Source organism: uncultured Helicobacter sp. (genome assembly GCF_949282165.1).
Classification (GTDB): domain Bacteria; phylum Campylobacterota; class Campylobacteria; order Campylobacterales; family Helicobacteraceae; genus Helicobacter_F.
Genome location: NZ_CASDOV010000007.1, coordinates 45,075 through 59,951, shown reverse-complemented (window position 1 = coordinate 59,951; position 14,877 = coordinate 45,075). Strand labels below are relative to the sequence as shown.

At 46.3% G+C, this 14,877-nt stretch carries 18 protein-coding genes and 1 tRNA gene; 5 read left to right on the top strand and 14 right to left on the bottom strand.

Annotation, left to right across the window (positions count from 1 at the left end; translation table 11 throughout):
• Nucleotides 1-111: 111 nt before the first annotated feature.
• The 6 genes from rplS to ffh form a co-directional block, all read right to left on the bottom strand.
• The gene (rplS, locus tag ACH2BK_RS05385; protein WP_395002412.1) at nt 112-483 is read right to left on the bottom strand and encodes a 50S ribosomal protein L19; all 372 of its coding nucleotides are present in this window, start codon (nt 481-483) and stop codon (nt 112-114) included.
• A 22-nt stretch (nt 484-505) separates the two neighbouring features.
• Nucleotides 506-1,216, bottom strand: a complete 711-nt coding sequence (gene trmD / locus ACH2BK_RS05380; RefSeq protein WP_395002410.1) for a tRNA (guanosine(37)-N1)-methyltransferase TrmD — start codon at nt 1,214-1,216, stop codon at nt 506-508.
• Nucleotides 1,216-1,800 (bottom strand): ribosome maturation factor RimM, encoded by a 585-nt coding sequence (gene rimM, locus ACH2BK_RS05375; RefSeq protein ID WP_395002408.1) that lies wholly within the window; start codon nt 1,798-1,800, stop codon nt 1,216-1,218. Before rimM ends, trmD begins: the two co-directional genes overlap by 1 nt.
• Complete coding sequence (locus ACH2BK_RS05370) at nt 1,757-2,014, bottom strand: KH domain-containing protein (RefSeq protein WP_394996520.1); 258 nt, start codon at nt 2,012-2,014, stop codon at nt 1,757-1,759. Before ACH2BK_RS05370 ends, rimM begins: the two co-directional genes overlap by 44 nt.
• Before the next feature lie 5 nt (nt 2,015-2,019).
• Nucleotides 2,020-2,250 carry a 30S ribosomal protein S16 gene (rpsP, locus tag ACH2BK_RS05365; RefSeq protein ID WP_394954594.1) on the bottom strand — a complete coding sequence of 77 codons (231 nt, stop codon included), beginning with the start codon at nt 2,248-2,250 and terminating at the stop codon, nt 2,020-2,022.
• An 81-nt stretch (nt 2,251-2,331) separates the two neighbouring features.
• A complete protein-coding gene (gene ffh / locus ACH2BK_RS05360) occupies nt 2,332-3,669 on the bottom strand; it encodes a signal recognition particle protein (protein ID WP_394996526.1) in 1,338 nt (445 codons plus the stop codon).
• A 160-nt stretch (nt 3,670-3,829) separates the two neighbouring features.
• On the opposite strand from ffh, the gene ACH2BK_RS05355 reads away from it, so the two are divergent.
• The 3 genes from ACH2BK_RS05355 to ACH2BK_RS05345 are packed head-to-tail and all read left to right on the top strand — an operon-like array spanning nt 3,830 to nt 5,949.
• A complete protein-coding gene (locus ACH2BK_RS05355) occupies nt 3,830-4,243 on the top strand; it encodes a Fur family transcriptional regulator (protein ID WP_394996529.1) in 414 nt (137 codons plus the stop codon).
• Nucleotides 4,244-4,291: 48 nt separating this feature from the next.
• On the top strand, nt 4,292-5,536 hold the full coding sequence (locus ACH2BK_RS05350; protein WP_394996531.1) for a molybdopterin molybdotransferase MoeA: 1,245 nt from the start codon (nt 4,292-4,294) through the stop codon (nt 5,534-5,536).
• Nucleotides 5,533-5,949 carry a universal stress protein gene (locus ACH2BK_RS05345; protein WP_394996533.1) on the top strand — a complete coding sequence of 139 codons (417 nt, stop codon included), beginning with the start codon at nt 5,533-5,535 and terminating at the stop codon, nt 5,947-5,949. Before ACH2BK_RS05350 ends, ACH2BK_RS05345 begins: the two co-directional genes overlap by 4 nt.
• A 249-nt stretch (nt 5,950-6,198) precedes the next feature.
• Here ACH2BK_RS05345 and ACH2BK_RS05340 read toward each other — a convergent pair.
• From ACH2BK_RS05340 to ACH2BK_RS05310, 7 genes are all read right to left on the bottom strand, one after another.
• Nucleotides 6,199-6,274, bottom strand: a tRNA-Ala gene (locus ACH2BK_RS05340).
• A gap of 42 nt (nt 6,275-6,316) precedes the next feature.
• Nucleotides 6,317-7,021 (bottom strand): 1-acylglycerol-3-phosphate O-acyltransferase, encoded by a 705-nt coding sequence (locus tag ACH2BK_RS05335; RefSeq protein WP_394996539.1) that lies wholly within the window; start codon nt 7,019-7,021, stop codon nt 6,317-6,319.
• Entirely contained in the window at nt 7,005-8,195 is a 1,191-nt protein-coding gene (locus tag ACH2BK_RS05330; RefSeq protein WP_395002406.1) for a hypothetical protein, read from the bottom strand. Before ACH2BK_RS05330 ends, ACH2BK_RS05335 begins: the two co-directional genes overlap by 17 nt.
• The gene (gene purQ, locus ACH2BK_RS05325) at nt 8,192-8,860 is read right to left on the bottom strand and encodes a phosphoribosylformylglycinamidine synthase subunit PurQ (RefSeq protein ID WP_395002404.1); all 669 of its coding nucleotides are present in this window, start codon (nt 8,858-8,860) and stop codon (nt 8,192-8,194) included. Before purQ ends, ACH2BK_RS05330 begins: the two co-directional genes overlap by 4 nt.
• Complete coding sequence (gene purS / locus ACH2BK_RS05320; protein ID WP_395002402.1) at nt 8,857-9,099, bottom strand: phosphoribosylformylglycinamidine synthase subunit PurS; 243 nt, start codon at nt 9,097-9,099, stop codon at nt 8,857-8,859. Before purS ends, purQ begins: the two co-directional genes overlap by 4 nt.
• A gap of 8 nt (nt 9,100-9,107) precedes the next feature.
• Nucleotides 9,108-9,821: a phosphoribosylaminoimidazolesuccinocarboxamide synthase gene (purC, locus tag ACH2BK_RS05315; RefSeq protein ID WP_395002400.1), complete on the bottom strand. Its 714-nt coding sequence runs from the start codon at nt 9,819-9,821 to the stop codon at nt 9,108-9,110.
• Nucleotides 9,822-9,833: 12 nt separating this feature from the next.
• Nucleotides 9,834-11,132 (bottom strand): S41 family peptidase, encoded by a 1,299-nt coding sequence (locus tag ACH2BK_RS05310; RefSeq protein ID WP_395002397.1) that lies wholly within the window; start codon nt 11,130-11,132, stop codon nt 9,834-9,836.
• A 136-nt stretch (nt 11,133-11,268) separates the two neighbouring features.
• Here ACH2BK_RS05310 and ACH2BK_RS05305 point away from each other — a divergent pair, with 136 nt between their 5' ends.
• Both ACH2BK_RS05305 and dxr read left to right on the top strand, forming a co-directional pair.
• Nucleotides 11,269-12,072 (top strand): phosphatidate cytidylyltransferase, encoded by an 804-nt coding sequence (locus ACH2BK_RS05305; protein ID WP_395002395.1) that lies wholly within the window; start codon nt 11,269-11,271, stop codon nt 12,070-12,072.
• A 3-nt stretch (nt 12,073-12,075) separates the two neighbouring features.
• Nucleotides 12,076-13,194, top strand: coding sequence for a 1-deoxy-D-xylulose-5-phosphate reductoisomerase (gene dxr, locus ACH2BK_RS05300; protein WP_395002393.1), 1,119 nt, complete (start codon nt 12,076-12,078; stop codon nt 13,192-13,194).
• Here dxr and ACH2BK_RS05295 read toward each other — a convergent pair.
• On the bottom strand, nt 13,191-14,843 hold the full coding sequence (locus ACH2BK_RS05295) for a hypothetical protein (RefSeq protein ID WP_395002391.1): 1,653 nt from the start codon (nt 14,841-14,843) through the stop codon (nt 13,191-13,193). The genes dxr and ACH2BK_RS05295 overlap by 4 nt on opposite strands.
• Nucleotides 14,844-14,877 lie beyond the last annotated feature (34 nt).

Here is a 14,877-nt window from a genome sequence, read left to right as displayed (position 1 = left end):
AGATAGAGGCTAGCTAATAGCGATACAATCTCGCTAAAAACCTGTAGCAAAAGAATGCGCCAAAGGCGGGTAGTCCCGTCTCTGCGCTTAAGAAAGTATTAAAAAGCTAAACTATTTCGTGCGATCTTGCTTGCGAAGCTCTTTGATACGAGCAGCCTTGCCGCTGCGTGTGCGGAGGTAGTAGAGCTTGGCTCTTCTCACGCGCCCTATGCGCAACACTTGGATAGAATCTAGACTCTCGCTATAAAGTGGAAATGTCTTCTCCACGCCCACATTGTTCGCGCCGACTTTACGCACCGTAAAAGTCCTATCCACGCCGTTACCGCGTATCGCGATACACACGCCCTCAAAATTTTGGATTCTGCTTTTATCGCCTTCTTGAATCTTGATACCCAATCTCACGGTATCTCCTGCCTTGAATTGTGGCACCTTTTTGTCACCAATCTGCGCTTTTTGGAAGCTCTCGATATATCTGTTTTTCATCGCTCAATCCTTAAAATCAAAATTATTGCTTTGTTGTCGCGAGATATGCGCGAAACAAATCCGGTCGGAAGTATTGCGTCTTGCAACCTGCCAAAGAATGTTTTAAACTCGCGATTCTATTATGGTTTCCCTTTGAATACTCTGAAGGAATTGCAAGTTTTGGTAAATTTTTGATGGTTTTTTCAAAATCTGTGGTGTTTTTGGCAAAATTTGGAGCCTCAAGGAGATAAGATTCAAAACTCTCGCCTTTTAGAGAATCCTCATTGCCAAGCACGCCCGGGATTTGGCGCGCGATACTATCAGCAAGGCACAGCGCGCCGAGCTCCCCGCCTGTGAGGATAAAATCCCCAATGCTAAAAACCTCATCGCCAAAAGATTCTATCAATCGCTCATCAAAGCCCTCATACCGCCCACACACAAAGCTAATATGGGGTTTGCGCGCTAGCCGCAGAGCGTCATTTTGCCCAAATCGCTTGCCACACGGACTAAGAAAGATGATATGGGACTCCCTAGCCTCCCAGAGTGCGCAAGAAAGAGATTCAAACATCAGCACCTGCCCAGCTCCGCCACTTATGGGCGGGTTATCGACTTTTTGGTAGGCATTAGTAGCAAACTCTCGGAAGTTTATGGCTTCCACCTCTAGGATACCACTCTCCCGCGCGCGCTTGAGGATAGAATCTTCAAAATACGGCGCGATGAGCTGGGGGAAAAGCGTAAAAAAACTTAGTTTCATCAGCTATTTTCTAAAATACCACGCGCATTTTGGGCATAAATGCGCTTTTGGCTTATATCTGTATGAGTGATAAATCGCTCAATGTAGGGGAGCAGAAAGGTTTTGGGAAGCTTGTAAGTCTCAATCAAAAACGGATTAGTAGCAATAAGCATATAATCCGTGCTGCCTATGCGCTCGATATCCTGCACCCTGCCTAGAATCTCGCTAGATTCTATAATCTCGCAACCAATAATATCAAACCAAAAAAATTCGCCTTCTTTGAGGACGCAATCCGCCCTACTCTGGGCTATCGTGGTATAAAGTGTGTGGTTAGTGAGTGCTCTCGCCTCCTCGCTCGTGCTGATACCACAAAAGCGGACTTTTGCATACTCTTTGTTTGGGAGGTGCTCATAAGATTCTATAATCACAGAAGGATAGGCGATGTGGGAGGTGTGATAAGTCTTGTCTTTAGCGATACTATGGGGAAAGTCAGTCTGCACAAAAAGGCGCAAACTCCCATCAAAACCTATGGTGCGCCCTATTTTGCCAATCTGTATGAGGTTATTGTTTTGCCGCTTGGATAAAGATTCTGTAGTTTTGCCCATCTTTGGCTTTTGCTCCCGAAATGAGGGTTTTGAGAGAGCCTATCATCTTACCTTCCTTGCCGATTAATCGCCCAATATCATCAGAATGCGCAGACACACATATCTCGCATGTCCTGCTCCCATCCTCCTCTGTGATATTGCGCGTGGAGATCTCGATACACTCGGGCTTAGTGGCAAGTTTTTTGGTGTATGTTTCTACAAACTTATCTATCATTGTGCTTATTTGCTCGTGAGTTTGCTCACACGCTCACTCATCTTTGCGCCTACACCTTTCCAATACTCCAATCTCTGTGTATCAAACTTCACGACTGCAGGCTGCGCAAGGGGATTATAATACCCAATTGCTTCTATCCAGCCCCCATCGCGCTTCTTGCGAGAATCTGTTACCACAATACGATAAAAAGGTTTTTTCTTGCGTCCCATTTTGGTTAAACGAATTACTGTCGCCATTTGCTCTCCTTTAGGAATCTTTAAGATGTAATTTTGCAAAGAGGCGGATTATACGCTATGTTTGCTTAAATTGTTTTGATACTATCTCGGAAATCTCACATTGCCTAGCATACCCATAAGCTCCTGCATACCGCCTTTTTGACTCATTTTTTTTGCCATTTTTGCAGCATTATCAAACTGCTTGATGATACGATTGATACTTGCGACATCAAGCCCACTGCCCTGGGCGATTCTCTTGCGTCTTGAGCCATTGAGGATATCGGGATTTTCACGCTCTTTTGGCGTCATAGAATTCACCATTGCGCGGATATTTTTAATCTCTTGGGAATTGTCCAAATCCACATTTTTGAGCGCGCCAGCCATATTACCAAGCCCGGGGATCATCGAGACAATCGAGCTCATCGAGCCAAGTTTTTTGATATTTTCTATCTGATTGAGAAAATCCTCAAAGCCAAACTGCCCCTTTTTGAGCTTTTTGGTAATGTCTTTGGCTTCCTTTTGGGTGATGATGGTAGCGGTTTTTTCGGCTAGAGATTCTATATCGCCCGCCCCCATTAGCCGCGAGACGATACGCTCAGGCAGGAAAATATCCAAATCCGCCACTTTCTCGCCGCTTCCGATAAAGCGCAGCGGCACGCCGATTTGATAGGCTATGCTTAGGGCTATCCCGCCTTTAGAATCGCTATCAAATTTTGTGAGGATTACGCCATCAATGCCGATTTTTTCATTAAAATGCGCCGCGGTTTTTACCCCATCTTGCCCCACGAGTGAATCTGCCACATAAAAGCACTCCGTGGGGTTTATGGATTGCTTTATCTGCACAAGCTCACTCATAAGCTCCTCATCAATGGCTAGTCGCCCCGCCGTATCCACAAGTAGCACATCATAATGCCCACTTATAGCCTTTTGTTTGGCTGCCTGTGCGACTTGCAGAGGGGTTTGTGAATCTTGTGTGGGAGCAAACACATCGACTTCTATGCTCGCTCCTAGTTGTTTTAGCTGCTCTACCGCAGCTAACCGCTGCAAATCACACGCTGCCAAAAGCACCTTTTTGCCCCTAGCTTTGAGATAATTCCCTAGCTTTGCTGTGCTTGTTGTCTTACCACTTCCTTGCAAACCCATCATTAGCACGATTGTGGGCGGCGTGGATGCGAAAGTAAAGCCATAATGTTTGGAGGTTTTGAGCACATTTTGGAGGCTCTCTTGCAGGGCATTGACAAAGTTTTGCTTGCCGATACCTTTGAGCTTGGTATTTTGCTCGACTTGAGCGAGAATCTCTTTGGCGACTTTATGATGCACATCGTTGCGCAGCAGGATTTTTTTGAGCTCATCAAGTGCGCCCTTTAGGGCTCTCTCATCATCACTAAAGCGGATTTTATTGGCTATGTTTTTAAAGGATTGGGTGAGTGTGTCAAACACGCTAGCTCCTTGTGATAAAGTATCCAAAAGCCAAAATTGTATAAAAAAAACTTTGTGTTTTGCCTAAAAGTTGCGCTTTTGGGCTTTGGGCGCGAGAATTAAGTATTAACTTTTTTTTTGTATAAGAAATTTTTTCAAAAAATTACACAGGATTAGAGTGATGATGACGCATTTTACCCAAGATTTAAAAGCCAAAAATCTCAAAGTTACGCCCCAGCGTATCGCTATGCTTAGCGAAATCGAGACAAATGGGCATATGGATGTCGATGAGCTGTATGAAAAAATCAAAGAATTTTATCCCTCCATCTCGCTTGCGACGATTTATAAAAATATCAGTGCGCTTTGTGATGCCAATATTTTGCGCGAGATCAAAGCCCCAAACCATAAGCAAAAATACGAGCTTGCGTGCGATAAACATATCCACGTGGCGTGCGAGAAATGCGGGAGATTTGAAGATCTCAAAATCGATACGACTAAGCTAGAAAAAATGGGCTCACAAAAAAGTGGCTACAAGCTCTATGATACCTCTGCCGTGCTCATTGGGATATGCCCAGAGTGCGCTGCAAAAGGCTAGTTTGGGCAGGTAGCCACACACGCTAAATATAGAATCTAAGGGAGCAATATGCTAAATGTCGCACAGATTTTTGAAAAGCTTTGGCAGGCTTGCGCTTTCAAGCGAGAATCTCTCCCCATCATCACGCGAGATATTTTTGACGCACAGGGCTTTATACTAGCGCGAGATCTCATCGCTACGCGTCCGCTGCCGCCATTTAGCAATTCCGCGATGGACGGCTACGGCGTGTGTTTGGCAGACGCGGGCAAGGAAGTGATAGTCGCTGGACGCACGCTCGCAGGAGAGAGCAACGCCGATATCACGCTCAAACCGGGTTTTTGCCACAAAGTAATGACAGGATCGCCTATCCCGCGCGGCACACAGGCAGTAGTGCCCATAGAGCAGGTAGCACACACGCACAAGGGCACGATTGTGCTTCCAGATGGGATCAGAGAGGGGCAAAATATCCGATTTGTGGGCGAGGAAGTCGCGCTAGATTCTGTAATACTTACTCAAGGGGCGCGCCTTAGGGCACTAGATCTAGGGCTTATCGCCTCACAGGGGCTTTCACACATAGAGGTGTATCAAAAGCCCTCCATTGCGATATTTTCTAGTGGCGATGAAGTCATAGAGCCCGGCAAAGAGGCACTAGCGCATCAGATTTACAACACAAACGCCATTGCGCTCACTTCACTTTTGCGCCAATACCATCACGAGCCCGTGTATTGCGGGATTTTGCCAGATGACGCGCAAGCCCTGCGCACAAAACTCAAGGCACTTGATACACACGATATAATCATCACCACAGGGGGTGCGAGCGTGGGCGATGCGGACTTGCTCAAATCCACGCTGCAAGAGCTTGGGGCGCAATTTGTCTTTGATGGTGTGAATCTAAAGCCGGGCAAGCACCTTAGCGTGGCACTTTTGGACAAAAAGATTTTTATAATGCTGCCGGGCAATCCTCTCGCGTCGTTGTTGCATTTATACACAATCATTCTTAGTTTTTTGGAGTTTTGTGCCGGGGCGCGCAAATGCTACCCTAGAGCGCATCTTGGGCTTGCTGATAGTGAAGTGGTGCTAAGAGAGGGCGTGCAAACCCTGCTTTTGGGGGAGTTTCGCAATGGAATCTTTTCTATCTTTAATCGCGGTAAATTTGGCTCAAGTGCCCTCATAAATGTGTGGAAAAACAACGCCCTCGCCCTCTTAGATGAAAATTATGCTAAGATAAATGCTAGAGAGCCGATACGATGTGTATTGTTTGAAAGCGAGTTTGAGGAGACTTGCCAATTTATCAACACAAAGGAGCGCAAATGACGAAGTTATTATTTGGCGTGAGTGATACGCAGGAGTGCCGCAGGGCGATAGATACGATAATCAAGCTTTTTGGGAAACGCGAGGATATAGAGCTCACGCTTTTGCATGTGAGTCAGGATATCGTGGTGTATGCCCAAAGTGGCGTGGTGAATTATGAAACAATAGAAAATATCGAGCACGAGAAGTCTAATGAGATTCTGAGTGAGTTTGAGGAGAGATTTAAACAAGGTGGTTTGGCGTGCAAAAAAATCCTGCGCACAGGAAATCCTATCGATATCGTGCTTGAGATTGCCAACGAGTATGACTTACTTGTCATCGGTGCTAGCGAGTCCTCGCTGCTGTATAGAATCTTTAGCTCACACCAAAATAGTTTTGTCAATTCCTCGCCAATCCCCGTGCTCGTGGCAAAATAAGCTAAGTCTTAGATTCTATACGCGGACATTACACTCTGCATACTCCACACATAGAATCTAGGCTTTAGATCTGCCCTAGATTCTGTGTGTGCCTTTTGTGCCTAAAGTTAAGTCTGCTTTCACAAACCAAAACAATCCTAGATGATGAAAAGTGTTTTAGCCTATTGGGGTTTGAAATGCTGCTGTGGATATCAGTGAGGGATATTTGGCTTTTGTGAGATGGTTGTAACTTCTTAGATTCTGTAAAAATGGTGGAGTGTAGGGGGTTCGAACCCCTGACCTCAACGCTGCCAGCGTTGCGCTCTCCCAACTGAGCTAACACCCCAAACAAAAGAGTAATTATACCCGCAAAGACTTTAAAGCTACATTAAGGGTTTGGATTGCACTCCGCATAATGCTTGGCATAGGTTTCTTGCATAAGGGATTCTAACTTCTCATACCACCCCTCATCGCTAAAATCCGGAGTAAAAGCCTCAAGCATAACCATACGCGCCCTACTTGTCTGCGAGGAGATGGGCGATGTGTCATACATTTTGCGTGTGTTGATGAGAAGTATGGGCTGAATCTTGAGATTAAGCTTTTGGGCGAGTATCTTAGCCCCGGGTTTGAAAGGGAGCAGTTTCTCCCTGCCCCTGCCCCGCGTGCCCTCTGGGAATATCACGATAGGGCGGTTTTGGGCGAGTTTTTCTTTGGCTTGTTTGAGGAGGAAGATTATGCCATTTTTATCCTCTCTGTCTATCAAAATCATCTCGGGCAATGTGAGCGCAAGCCCATACAATGGGACTTCGCCTAGTTGCTTTTTTGCTACCCAGCAGATATTGCTAGGGTGAAAGCCCTCCAAAAACATAATATCATTCACGCTTTGGTGATTGAGCACAATGAGCTGCGCGCTCGTGTCAAACTCCCCTATTTGCTCGATTTTAAAGCCATTGAGCGCAAAAAAATAGCGACATTGTAGCCGTGCCTTCCTGCCATTTTGGCGATGACGCGTGAAAAAAATCTGCAAAATAATCACTGGCAAATACACCAAAATAGTTAGCGTGGCAAAAATCCCCCTAATCTTTGCTAACATACTCGCTCCTTACCCAACCAATTTGAGAATCTCCAATAAGCACCTTATAGAGCAGCACCTCCTGCCCTTGCAAATCCATTTTTCGCTCTCCTACAATCTGTGCGGGCGTGTCAGATTCTATAATGCGCACGATTGTAGAATCTTTCATCGGCAGGATACTCACTGCCGCACCGGATTTAAGCACGCCGTAGATGTTGTTAAACGCGAGATTGTAGATGAGCACTCCGCACAAAAGCGCCACGATAAACAAAAAAATCTTATAACGCTTCCAAATAAAAAGCCCCAAAAAGAGCATAATGAGCGTGCCCACCACCACGAGCTTAAAGAGCGTATAACTTACCTTGGGATTGAGATCGCTCTGCGTGCTCACGAGCTCGGAGCTCACCACCACGATGGGGATATGCACGCTTTCAAAACGACGCAAATCGGGGTTAAAATACTCAAATGAAAGCTCGCGCAAGCCCTTTGGGACTACCACGGAGTAGATTGCATACATACTGCCATTGCGCTCATTAAGCTCCTCAAAGCCCTGTGTCTCAAAGCCTCTAATCGCCATATTTTTGAGATTCTTGCTCTGCATTTCAAACTCAAAAATCACGATATTGTGCGTGTCATCGTGGCTTTGGGATTTGGTGCGTAGGAGCTTGAAGTTCTTACCCAAAACCCCGGCATATTGCGCATTGCTACGCAAGTCAATCGCATTTAGCGCGATAGAATCTACGCGCACACTCTCCTCATAACTCCCATCAGCAGCCAAAGCAGTGATATGCAGCGCAGGTATGCTCACAGAAGGGGCTTTAATCTTAAATCCATAAGTAGCCTGCAAACGCCCAGAATCCACGCTTTTCCAACTCACATTTTTGCTCGCAATCTCTATCTTATCCCGCGCAGCCTTTTCAAAATTACTGCCCTTAAGGCTTGCTCCAGCAAAGAGCGAAACCTCATAGGTTACAAACACCTCCTGCCCGACATATAGCGTTTGATCCTGTGAGGGCTGCTCTTGTGGCATTTGGGGCGCGGAGAGGACTTTTGCATAGACAATCTTTGATCTTAAGCTTTCTTGAATCTCCTCTTCCCCACTCTCCTGCGCAGATAGCACCATCACGCTACTTGCCACAAAGGCGAGGATTATCGTAGCTTTATGCCACCACCGCGCTATCTGTGCGCCCATCATCGTTGCGACGCCCTCTCATAGAGACTTGTGAGCATCGCTAGCCCATCAAGCCCACCTAGCAGAGATTCTATCGCGCGCTCTGGGTGGGGCATAAGCCCAAAGACATTTTTACGCTCATTGCAAATTCCTGCGATATTTGCCACAGAGCCATTGGGATTATCCACATAAGTGAGTAGAATCTGCTCGTTTGCCTGCAATGTGCGCAAAGAGAGCTCATCGATAAAATAACAACCATCGGCGTGGGCGATGGGTAGGGAGATCTCACTATCTTGTTGATAATGGCACAAAAAGGCGTTACTTGTGCTTGCAACACGCAGCTTTTGGGACTGGCTAATAAAATGCAGTCCTTCATTGCGCTTGAGCGCACCGGGCAACAATCTCGCCTCACACAGAATCTGAAAGCCATTACAAATCCCTAACACATAGCCGCCTTGTGCGGCGAACTCGCTCACAGCCTGCATTATAGGAGAAAATCTCGCTATAGCCCCACTACGCAAATAATCCCCATAGCTAAACCCGCCCGGCACAACCACGAGCTTGGTATCTTTGGGCAGACACCGCTCTTTGTGCCACACAATGCTATAAGGCGCACCTATGAGCTTGTAGGCATACGCCATATCCATTTCGCAATTCGTCCCGGGGAATTGCAGTATTGTAACGCTCATTTATCACTCATCACTTGATAATCTTCGATAACCGTGTTAGCTAGGAGCTCTTGGCACATCTTCTCCACCTCGGCAATCGCGCTAGATTTGTCATCAGAATCTAGCTCTAAGACGATTTGCTTTGCTATCTTGACATCTTTGACACTGCTAAAATTATGCGCCAAAAGCGCGTGATGAATGGCTTTAGCCTGTGGATCTAGGACACCATTTTTGAGCGTAATGAGGGCTTTTATCTCCATAACAATCCTTATTTGTTTAAAATTCTTCTTAAAACCTCTTCATAAGCGACTTTCACGCTACCGAGATTCTGACGAAACCTGTCTTTATCAAGCTTTTCATTGCTATCCTTATCCCAGAATCTACAGCTATCGGGGCTAATCTCATCGGCAAGCAGGATATGCCCAGAGCTATCTCTGCCAAACTCAAGCTTGAAGTCAATAAGGCGCAAATTACGTTCAATAAAAAACGCGCTAAGGATTGCATTTATCTTGCGTGCTTGTGAGCGCAAAAAATCTAGCTCGCTCACATCTTGCGTGATACCAAGGATCTTGCAATGCTCATCATTGATGATGGGATCCCCGAGCGCGTCGTCTTTGTAATAAAACTCCACAAGCCCAAAGGGCAGCACCTTGCCCTCATCAATGCCTAGGCGTTTTATCAGAGAGCCTGTGGCGACATTGCGCACCACCACCTCGATGGGGATAATCTCTACTTTTTTGCACAGCATATGGGTAGAATCTAGCTTTTTGATAAAATGCGTGCTAACGCCCTCTTTTGCTAAAAGCTCGAAAATCGCGGTGCTAATCTCACAATTTAGCGCACCCTTGCCCTGTTCAGAACCCTTTTTCTCGGCATTAAACGCAGTCAAATCGTCCTTAAACTCCACAAGCACTTCATTTGCATTTTCTGTGAGAAAAAGCTTCTTGCCCTTACCCTCATACAGCATCTGTCCTGTGTCCATAGCTACACTCCTTTATTTTTCTTTGCTACTTTTGGGCTTAAACACATTCCAAGCCTTGAGCATATCAATCGCGGTTTTTAGCTGAATATCCTTATAAATGTCCTCTTGTGAGATATGTTTGTTTTTTGTAGCATTCTTAGCATTTGTGGGGGCTTTCTCCTGAATCTTCTCTAGCTCGCCTTTTAAATGCCGCTTCAAATCCGCCTCTTTGAGTGAAAAGTTATTATCGCTCTCTGGCACACTACCCGGATAGACTACCACATCGGGTTGGATTCCCACTGCTTGGATTGTCCTCCCGCTAGGCAGATAGTATTTAGCAATCGTGAGCTTAATGCCCTCATTATCATCAAGCTTAATCACCATCTGCACACTGCCCTTGCCAAATGTCTGCTCGCCCACGAGCACCGCGCGTTTGTGATCCTGCAATGCCCCTGCGACGATCTCGCTCGCACTCGCACTGCCGCCATTGACAAGCACCACGAGTGGCACATCGGAATACTGCGCGCTTCCATTGGCTTTGAACTCTATGTTTTCGCCTTTATTACGCCCTTTTTGGGAGACAATCACGCCATTTTTGATAAAAAGCTTTGAGAGATCGACTGCCTGATCAAGCAGTCCCCCGGGATTAGAGCGCAAATCTAGCACGATACCATCGACTTTGCCCATTGCCTTTAAGCCATTTTTTACTTCAAGCGTTACATTTTTGTCAAAAGAATTCACACGCACATACGCGAAATTTGTCTCATCAATGCCGCGCACTTTGACAGATTCTACGCGGATAATATCTCGCGTGAGCTGAAATACTAGGGGCTTAGATTCACCGCTTCTTACGATTGTAAGCTCAAGTTTGGTTTTTGGCTTACCGCGCATGAGATTAACCGCATCGTCAATCCCCATATTAAGCGTGGTTTCGTTATTAATCTTCAAAATCACATCGCCACTCTTTATGCCCGCCTTAAACGCTGGCGTATCGTCAATGGGTGCTATCACGGTTAATGCCCCATCTTTCATACCAAGCGTGATCCCAATCCCGCCAAACTCGCCTTGTGTTTGTGACTTTAAGTCTTCAAACTTTTTCTTATCCAAATACGCAGAATGCGCATCGAGATTGCTCAAAAGTCCATCTATGGCTTTGTTGATAATCTCATCAATCTGCACTTCATCGACATAGTTTTCTTCTATGACATTGATAACTTTGCGTAACTTTTTATGCGCATCAAGCCTATTTTGCTCCTTATTATCCGCTCCCCACAAAACCCCAAAGCTAAGCGCAAGACACGCAAAAAACAGCAATGCTTTTTGGTATTTCATTCCCCCATCCCTTTCTTAAGATAGTCTAAATTTTAGGCACTTCACAAGAGCCCGATTCTACCAAAAATTCTCCGTTTTTCAGTAAATACTGATTTTTTTGCTATAATTTGGCACATCACATCGATTAAGGGATTGTATGAAAAGCACAGATGGTATCAAAAAGCTCTTTAGCGCAGACAAGCAACGCTACATCACTGGTGCGATACTCATCGCGGCGTTGGTGGGTATTTTGTTTATCAATAGCAAGCCGCTTATTTGGTTTGTGCTAGGCGCACTACTTCTGCTCTCTGTGAGAGAATCCCTCGCCCTCTACACTTTAGAATCTAGCTTGCATTTTTATATATGGACTGCCCTATTATGGATAGGGGCGTATTTTACCAAAGCCCCTCTGTACTGCGGACTCATCACGCTCATCATCTACGCGTCCTATATCGCCTATAGCAAGAAACTTCCTCTAAAGATTCTGCTCCCATTTTTGTATCCCACTCTGCCATTTTTGTGCATTTGGTCTGTGTATGGACTGCTAGATAGATTGGGGATTATTTGCCTCATAGCCGTGGTTGTCTGCACGGACACGGGCGCGTATTTTGGCGGCAAGCTCTTTGGTAAGACGCCTTTTTCGCCCACATCGCCTAAAAAGACGATTGAGGGCGTTATCGTGGGTTTGACTTGCGGCACTGCTATAGGCGCGATTCTCTACACAGGTATCACGCATAGCTTCCCCTTAGCGGCAATTGTCGCATTTGTTGTCGCGCTTGCGTGCGTGTTTGGCGATTTGTTTGAGAGCTATCTCAAGCGCGAGGCAAATCTCAAAGACAGCGGCACGATATTCCCCGGTCATGGTGGCGTGCTAGATAGGCTCGATGCTACGCTCTTTGCGGCAGTTGCTATGCTTTTTATCCTCTCTTTTTTGCCACTCTATAGCGAAATAGCCCTATAGCCTATGATCCTCTTAGGTAGCACTGGCTCTATCGGGACAAACGCGCTCAAAGTCGCCACTGCGTTTGGACTACCCATAGAATCCCTAAGTGCTGGCAAAAACATCGCGCTCTTTAATGAGCAAATCCGCCGCCATCGCCCCAAAAAAATCTGTATTCTAGATTCAGAGGATTTGCCAAAGCTTGATATGCCTTTTATCAAAGCGCATAATATAGAGGTGTTTTGCACAGAATCGGGGCTTTTAGAGATGATAGAATCTTCACAGAGCACCCTAGCTATCAATGCCCTCGTGGGCTATGCCGGACTTGCCCCAAGCCTTAAGATTAAGCAATGTGGCAAAAAACTCGCCCTTGCCAATAAAGAAAGTCTCGTGAGTGCTGGCTGGCTCTTTGCGGGCTATCCTATCACGCCCATTGATAGCGAGCATTTTGGCTTGTGGTATCTGCACACATCGCGCAAGATTCACAAGCTCTATATCACCGCTAGCGGCGGCGCGCTGCGTGATATGCCCCTAGCAGATCTGCCCTCTGCCACTCCCGCTCAAGCCCTCAAGCACCCAAACTGGTCTATGGGACAAAAGATCACCATCGATAGCGCGACAATGGTAAATAAGCTCTTTGAGGTTTTGGAGGCGTATTGGCTTTTTGGGCTTAGTTCTATCGATGCCTTCATCGAGGAGCATTCCGCGATTCACGCGCTTGTGGAGTTTGTCGATGGCTCCATTACCGCACATATCTCACACGCCGATATGCAGCTGCCCATAGCCTACGCCCTAGATGAGCAGCAAGCCAAATGCGTGCGGCTTATCCCGCGATTTGACATTGCTACACTCACTTCTTTGCGCTTTAGCCCCATAGATGTGCGCCGCTATCCCGTATGGGAGCTCAAACCCACGCTTCTAGCCTATCCAAAGCTAGGCATCGTGCTCAATGCAAGCAACGAAGTAGCCTTGCGCGCGTTTTTAGATTCACACATTTGCTTTGGGGATATTAGCGCGTGTATCCTGCAGAGTATGCGACACTTTGAGTCTGTCAAAACGCACGCTCTCACACATTTGCAGGATATTAAAAGACTAGATTCTGAAGTGCGCGCCTTTAGCGCGTCGTGGCTAGGACTCTCCTAGCGCACCCTATAGACATAAAAATACAACGGCAAGCCAAAGGCATTTTGGCTTAGTATCACCTCGCCTTGCACCCTATCGCGCATAAATGCCTTGAGAAATGCTTTCAGCCCAAGCTTTGGAATCTCAAGCCCAAAATCGCTTGTGTGCAGTAGCTCGTAGGTTTGCTCTAGCGCAGCTAGTGAATCTGTGGTGATATTATTTAGCGTGTATGGCGTGAGCACGACGATATCCCCACTTTGCTTAGGCACGATGGCATTGCTCCTAAAGACGCTATATGGGCTATCTGGCTTCTCCTGCCCCAAAAGCACATTATCCACCTCCCTATCAGAATGCAAATCAAACTCCCTCGCCCCATAAAAGCTAAGCCACGCGCCAAAGCTATGATAGACTTCCACACCCGAAGCGCGATTGACGCCCTCGAGATAAATGCGCGTGTTAGGGTTTTGTGCGATATAGTCGCGCAAAAAATGCAAGGTATCTTGGAAATTATTTGGCACGAGCTTATAAAAGGCAAACTGATAGGCACTCATAAACGCGCTATTGCCCACAAAAATCACCAAACACAGCACATAAATCACCTTTATAATGCGCACACGCCAATAATACACACCCATACCCACAAGCCCTATGAGCCCAAACACATACGCAGGAAGTGGGTAATGCACATCGCCAATTTTTAGCACGATATACTCGGCACATAGCACCAATGCCGCGATGAGTGCAGAATCTAGCAATGGCATAAACGGGGATTTTTTCACAAAGACTTGGTAGATTCTATACAGCATAAAACAAGGTATCGCCACAAACAAAAACGGCTCTTGCAAAATGTAGTTAAACACGACTTTTGCCATCACAATCAGCTGATTATAGGGCGTGTCGCCATAGCTCCCGCCGCCCTGCTTTTGGGCAAGCACCACTAGCGCATACACGAGCAGCCACACCACGCTACTTAGCACAAGCGCGATATCAAAGGCTTTGGTGGCTTTTGATGAGTTTTTGTAATCTAGCACAAAATGCACAAACCCAAAAGCCCCAAGCATCGCAAACGCCGTCTCTTTGTAATACAGTGCAAAATTTGCACACATCACGCCAAATGCCAAAAAAATCCAAGCCCTAGCACTCACACGCGCATATACCACATACATATAGCACGCCAAAAAGAGACTCAAAAACACAAACTCCATACGCTCTGGCGCAAAAAGCCTAAGCCAAGCTGTGATAAAGGTGGGAGAAAACAGACAGATGAGAATAGTTACATAGACAAAAGCGCGCGCGACGTGGGATTGCGTATGCGCAGTGAATCTAAAAAGCCCATAGCGCAGGCACCACGCGACTATGAGGAGACAAATGGCGTTAAAGGCATAAAACACACCCGCACTCGGAGTAAAAATCGCACTTAGGATATTCCACTCCTGCCCATCAAGAGGGAAAAACCGCCCAATGTCTTTGAAAATAAAGTAGGGGATAGACTCGCCTACAAAAAGCGTTTTGGTAAAACCGTGATCGTCAATCACGCTAAACTCCGCCCAAGAGGCGACTAAAATCGCATACCAAATGACGATAATCCAAAATACACCATCACTCACAAGCCCCTTGGAGCTTACTTTTAGGCTATTGCCCCCCCCCGAACTTAAATTTGCCTGATACATAACACTCCTTTTGTTGGTTTAATTATCAAAGCGC

What these genes read in the sequence shown, in the direction of transcription:
- ACH2BK_RS05350 (WP_394996531.1), top strand. Translation starts at nt 4,292, where the DNA reads ATGCTAAATGTCGCACAGATTTTTGAAAAGCTTTGGCAGGCTTGCGCT.
- ACH2BK_RS05335 (WP_394996539.1), bottom strand. Translation starts at nt 7,021, where the DNA reads ATGTTAGCAAAGATTAGGGGGATTTTTGCCACGCTAACTATTTTGGTG.
- dxr (WP_395002393.1), top strand. Translation starts at nt 12,076, where the DNA reads ATGATCCTCTTAGGTAGCACTGGCTCTATCGGGACAAACGCGCTCAAA.
- ACH2BK_RS05345 (WP_394996533.1), top strand. Translation starts at nt 5,533, where the DNA reads ATGACGAAGTTATTATTTGGCGTGAGTGATACGCAGGAGTGCCGCAGG.
- purS (WP_395002402.1), bottom strand. Translation starts at nt 9,099, where the DNA reads ATGGAGATAAAAGCCCTCATTACGCTCAAAAATGGTGTCCTAGATCCA.
- ACH2BK_RS05295 (WP_395002391.1), bottom strand. Translation starts at nt 14,843, where the DNA reads ATGTATCAGGCAAATTTAAGTTCGGGGGGGGGCAATAGCCTAAAAGTA.
- ACH2BK_RS05370 (WP_394996520.1), bottom strand. Translation starts at nt 2,014, where the DNA reads ATGATAGATAAGTTTGTAGAAACATACACCAAAAAACTTGCCACTAAG.
- purQ (WP_395002404.1), bottom strand. Translation starts at nt 8,860, where the DNA reads ATGAGCGTTACAATACTGCAATTCCCCGGGACGAATTGCGAAATGGAT.
- purC (WP_395002400.1), bottom strand. Translation starts at nt 9,821, where the DNA reads ATGGACACAGGACAGATGCTGTATGAGGGTAAGGGCAAGAAGCTTTTT.
- ACH2BK_RS05330 (WP_395002406.1), bottom strand. Translation starts at nt 8,195, where the DNA reads ATGATGGGCGCACAGATAGCGCGGTGGTGGCATAAAGCTACGATAATC.
- ACH2BK_RS05305 (WP_395002395.1), top strand. Translation starts at nt 11,269, where the DNA reads ATGAAAAGCACAGATGGTATCAAAAAGCTCTTTAGCGCAGACAAGCAA.
- rplS (WP_395002412.1), bottom strand. Translation starts at nt 483, where the DNA reads ATGAAAAACAGATATATCGAGAGCTTCCAAAAAGCGCAGATTGGTGAC.
- rimM (WP_395002408.1), bottom strand. Translation starts at nt 1,800, where the DNA reads ATGGGCAAAACTACAGAATCTTTATCCAAGCGGCAAAACAATAACCTC.
- ACH2BK_RS05310 (WP_395002397.1), bottom strand. Translation starts at nt 11,132, where the DNA reads ATGAAATACCAAAAAGCATTGCTGTTTTTTGCGTGTCTTGCGCTTAGC.
- rpsP (WP_394954594.1), bottom strand. Translation starts at nt 2,250, where the DNA reads ATGGCGACAGTAATTCGTTTAACCAAAATGGGACGCAAGAAAAAACCT.
- ACH2BK_RS05355 (WP_394996529.1), top strand. Translation starts at nt 3,830, where the DNA reads ATGATGACGCATTTTACCCAAGATTTAAAAGCCAAAAATCTCAAAGTT.
- trmD (WP_395002410.1), bottom strand. Translation starts at nt 1,216, where the DNA reads ATGAAACTAAGTTTTTTTACGCTTTTCCCCCAGCTCATCGCGCCGTAT.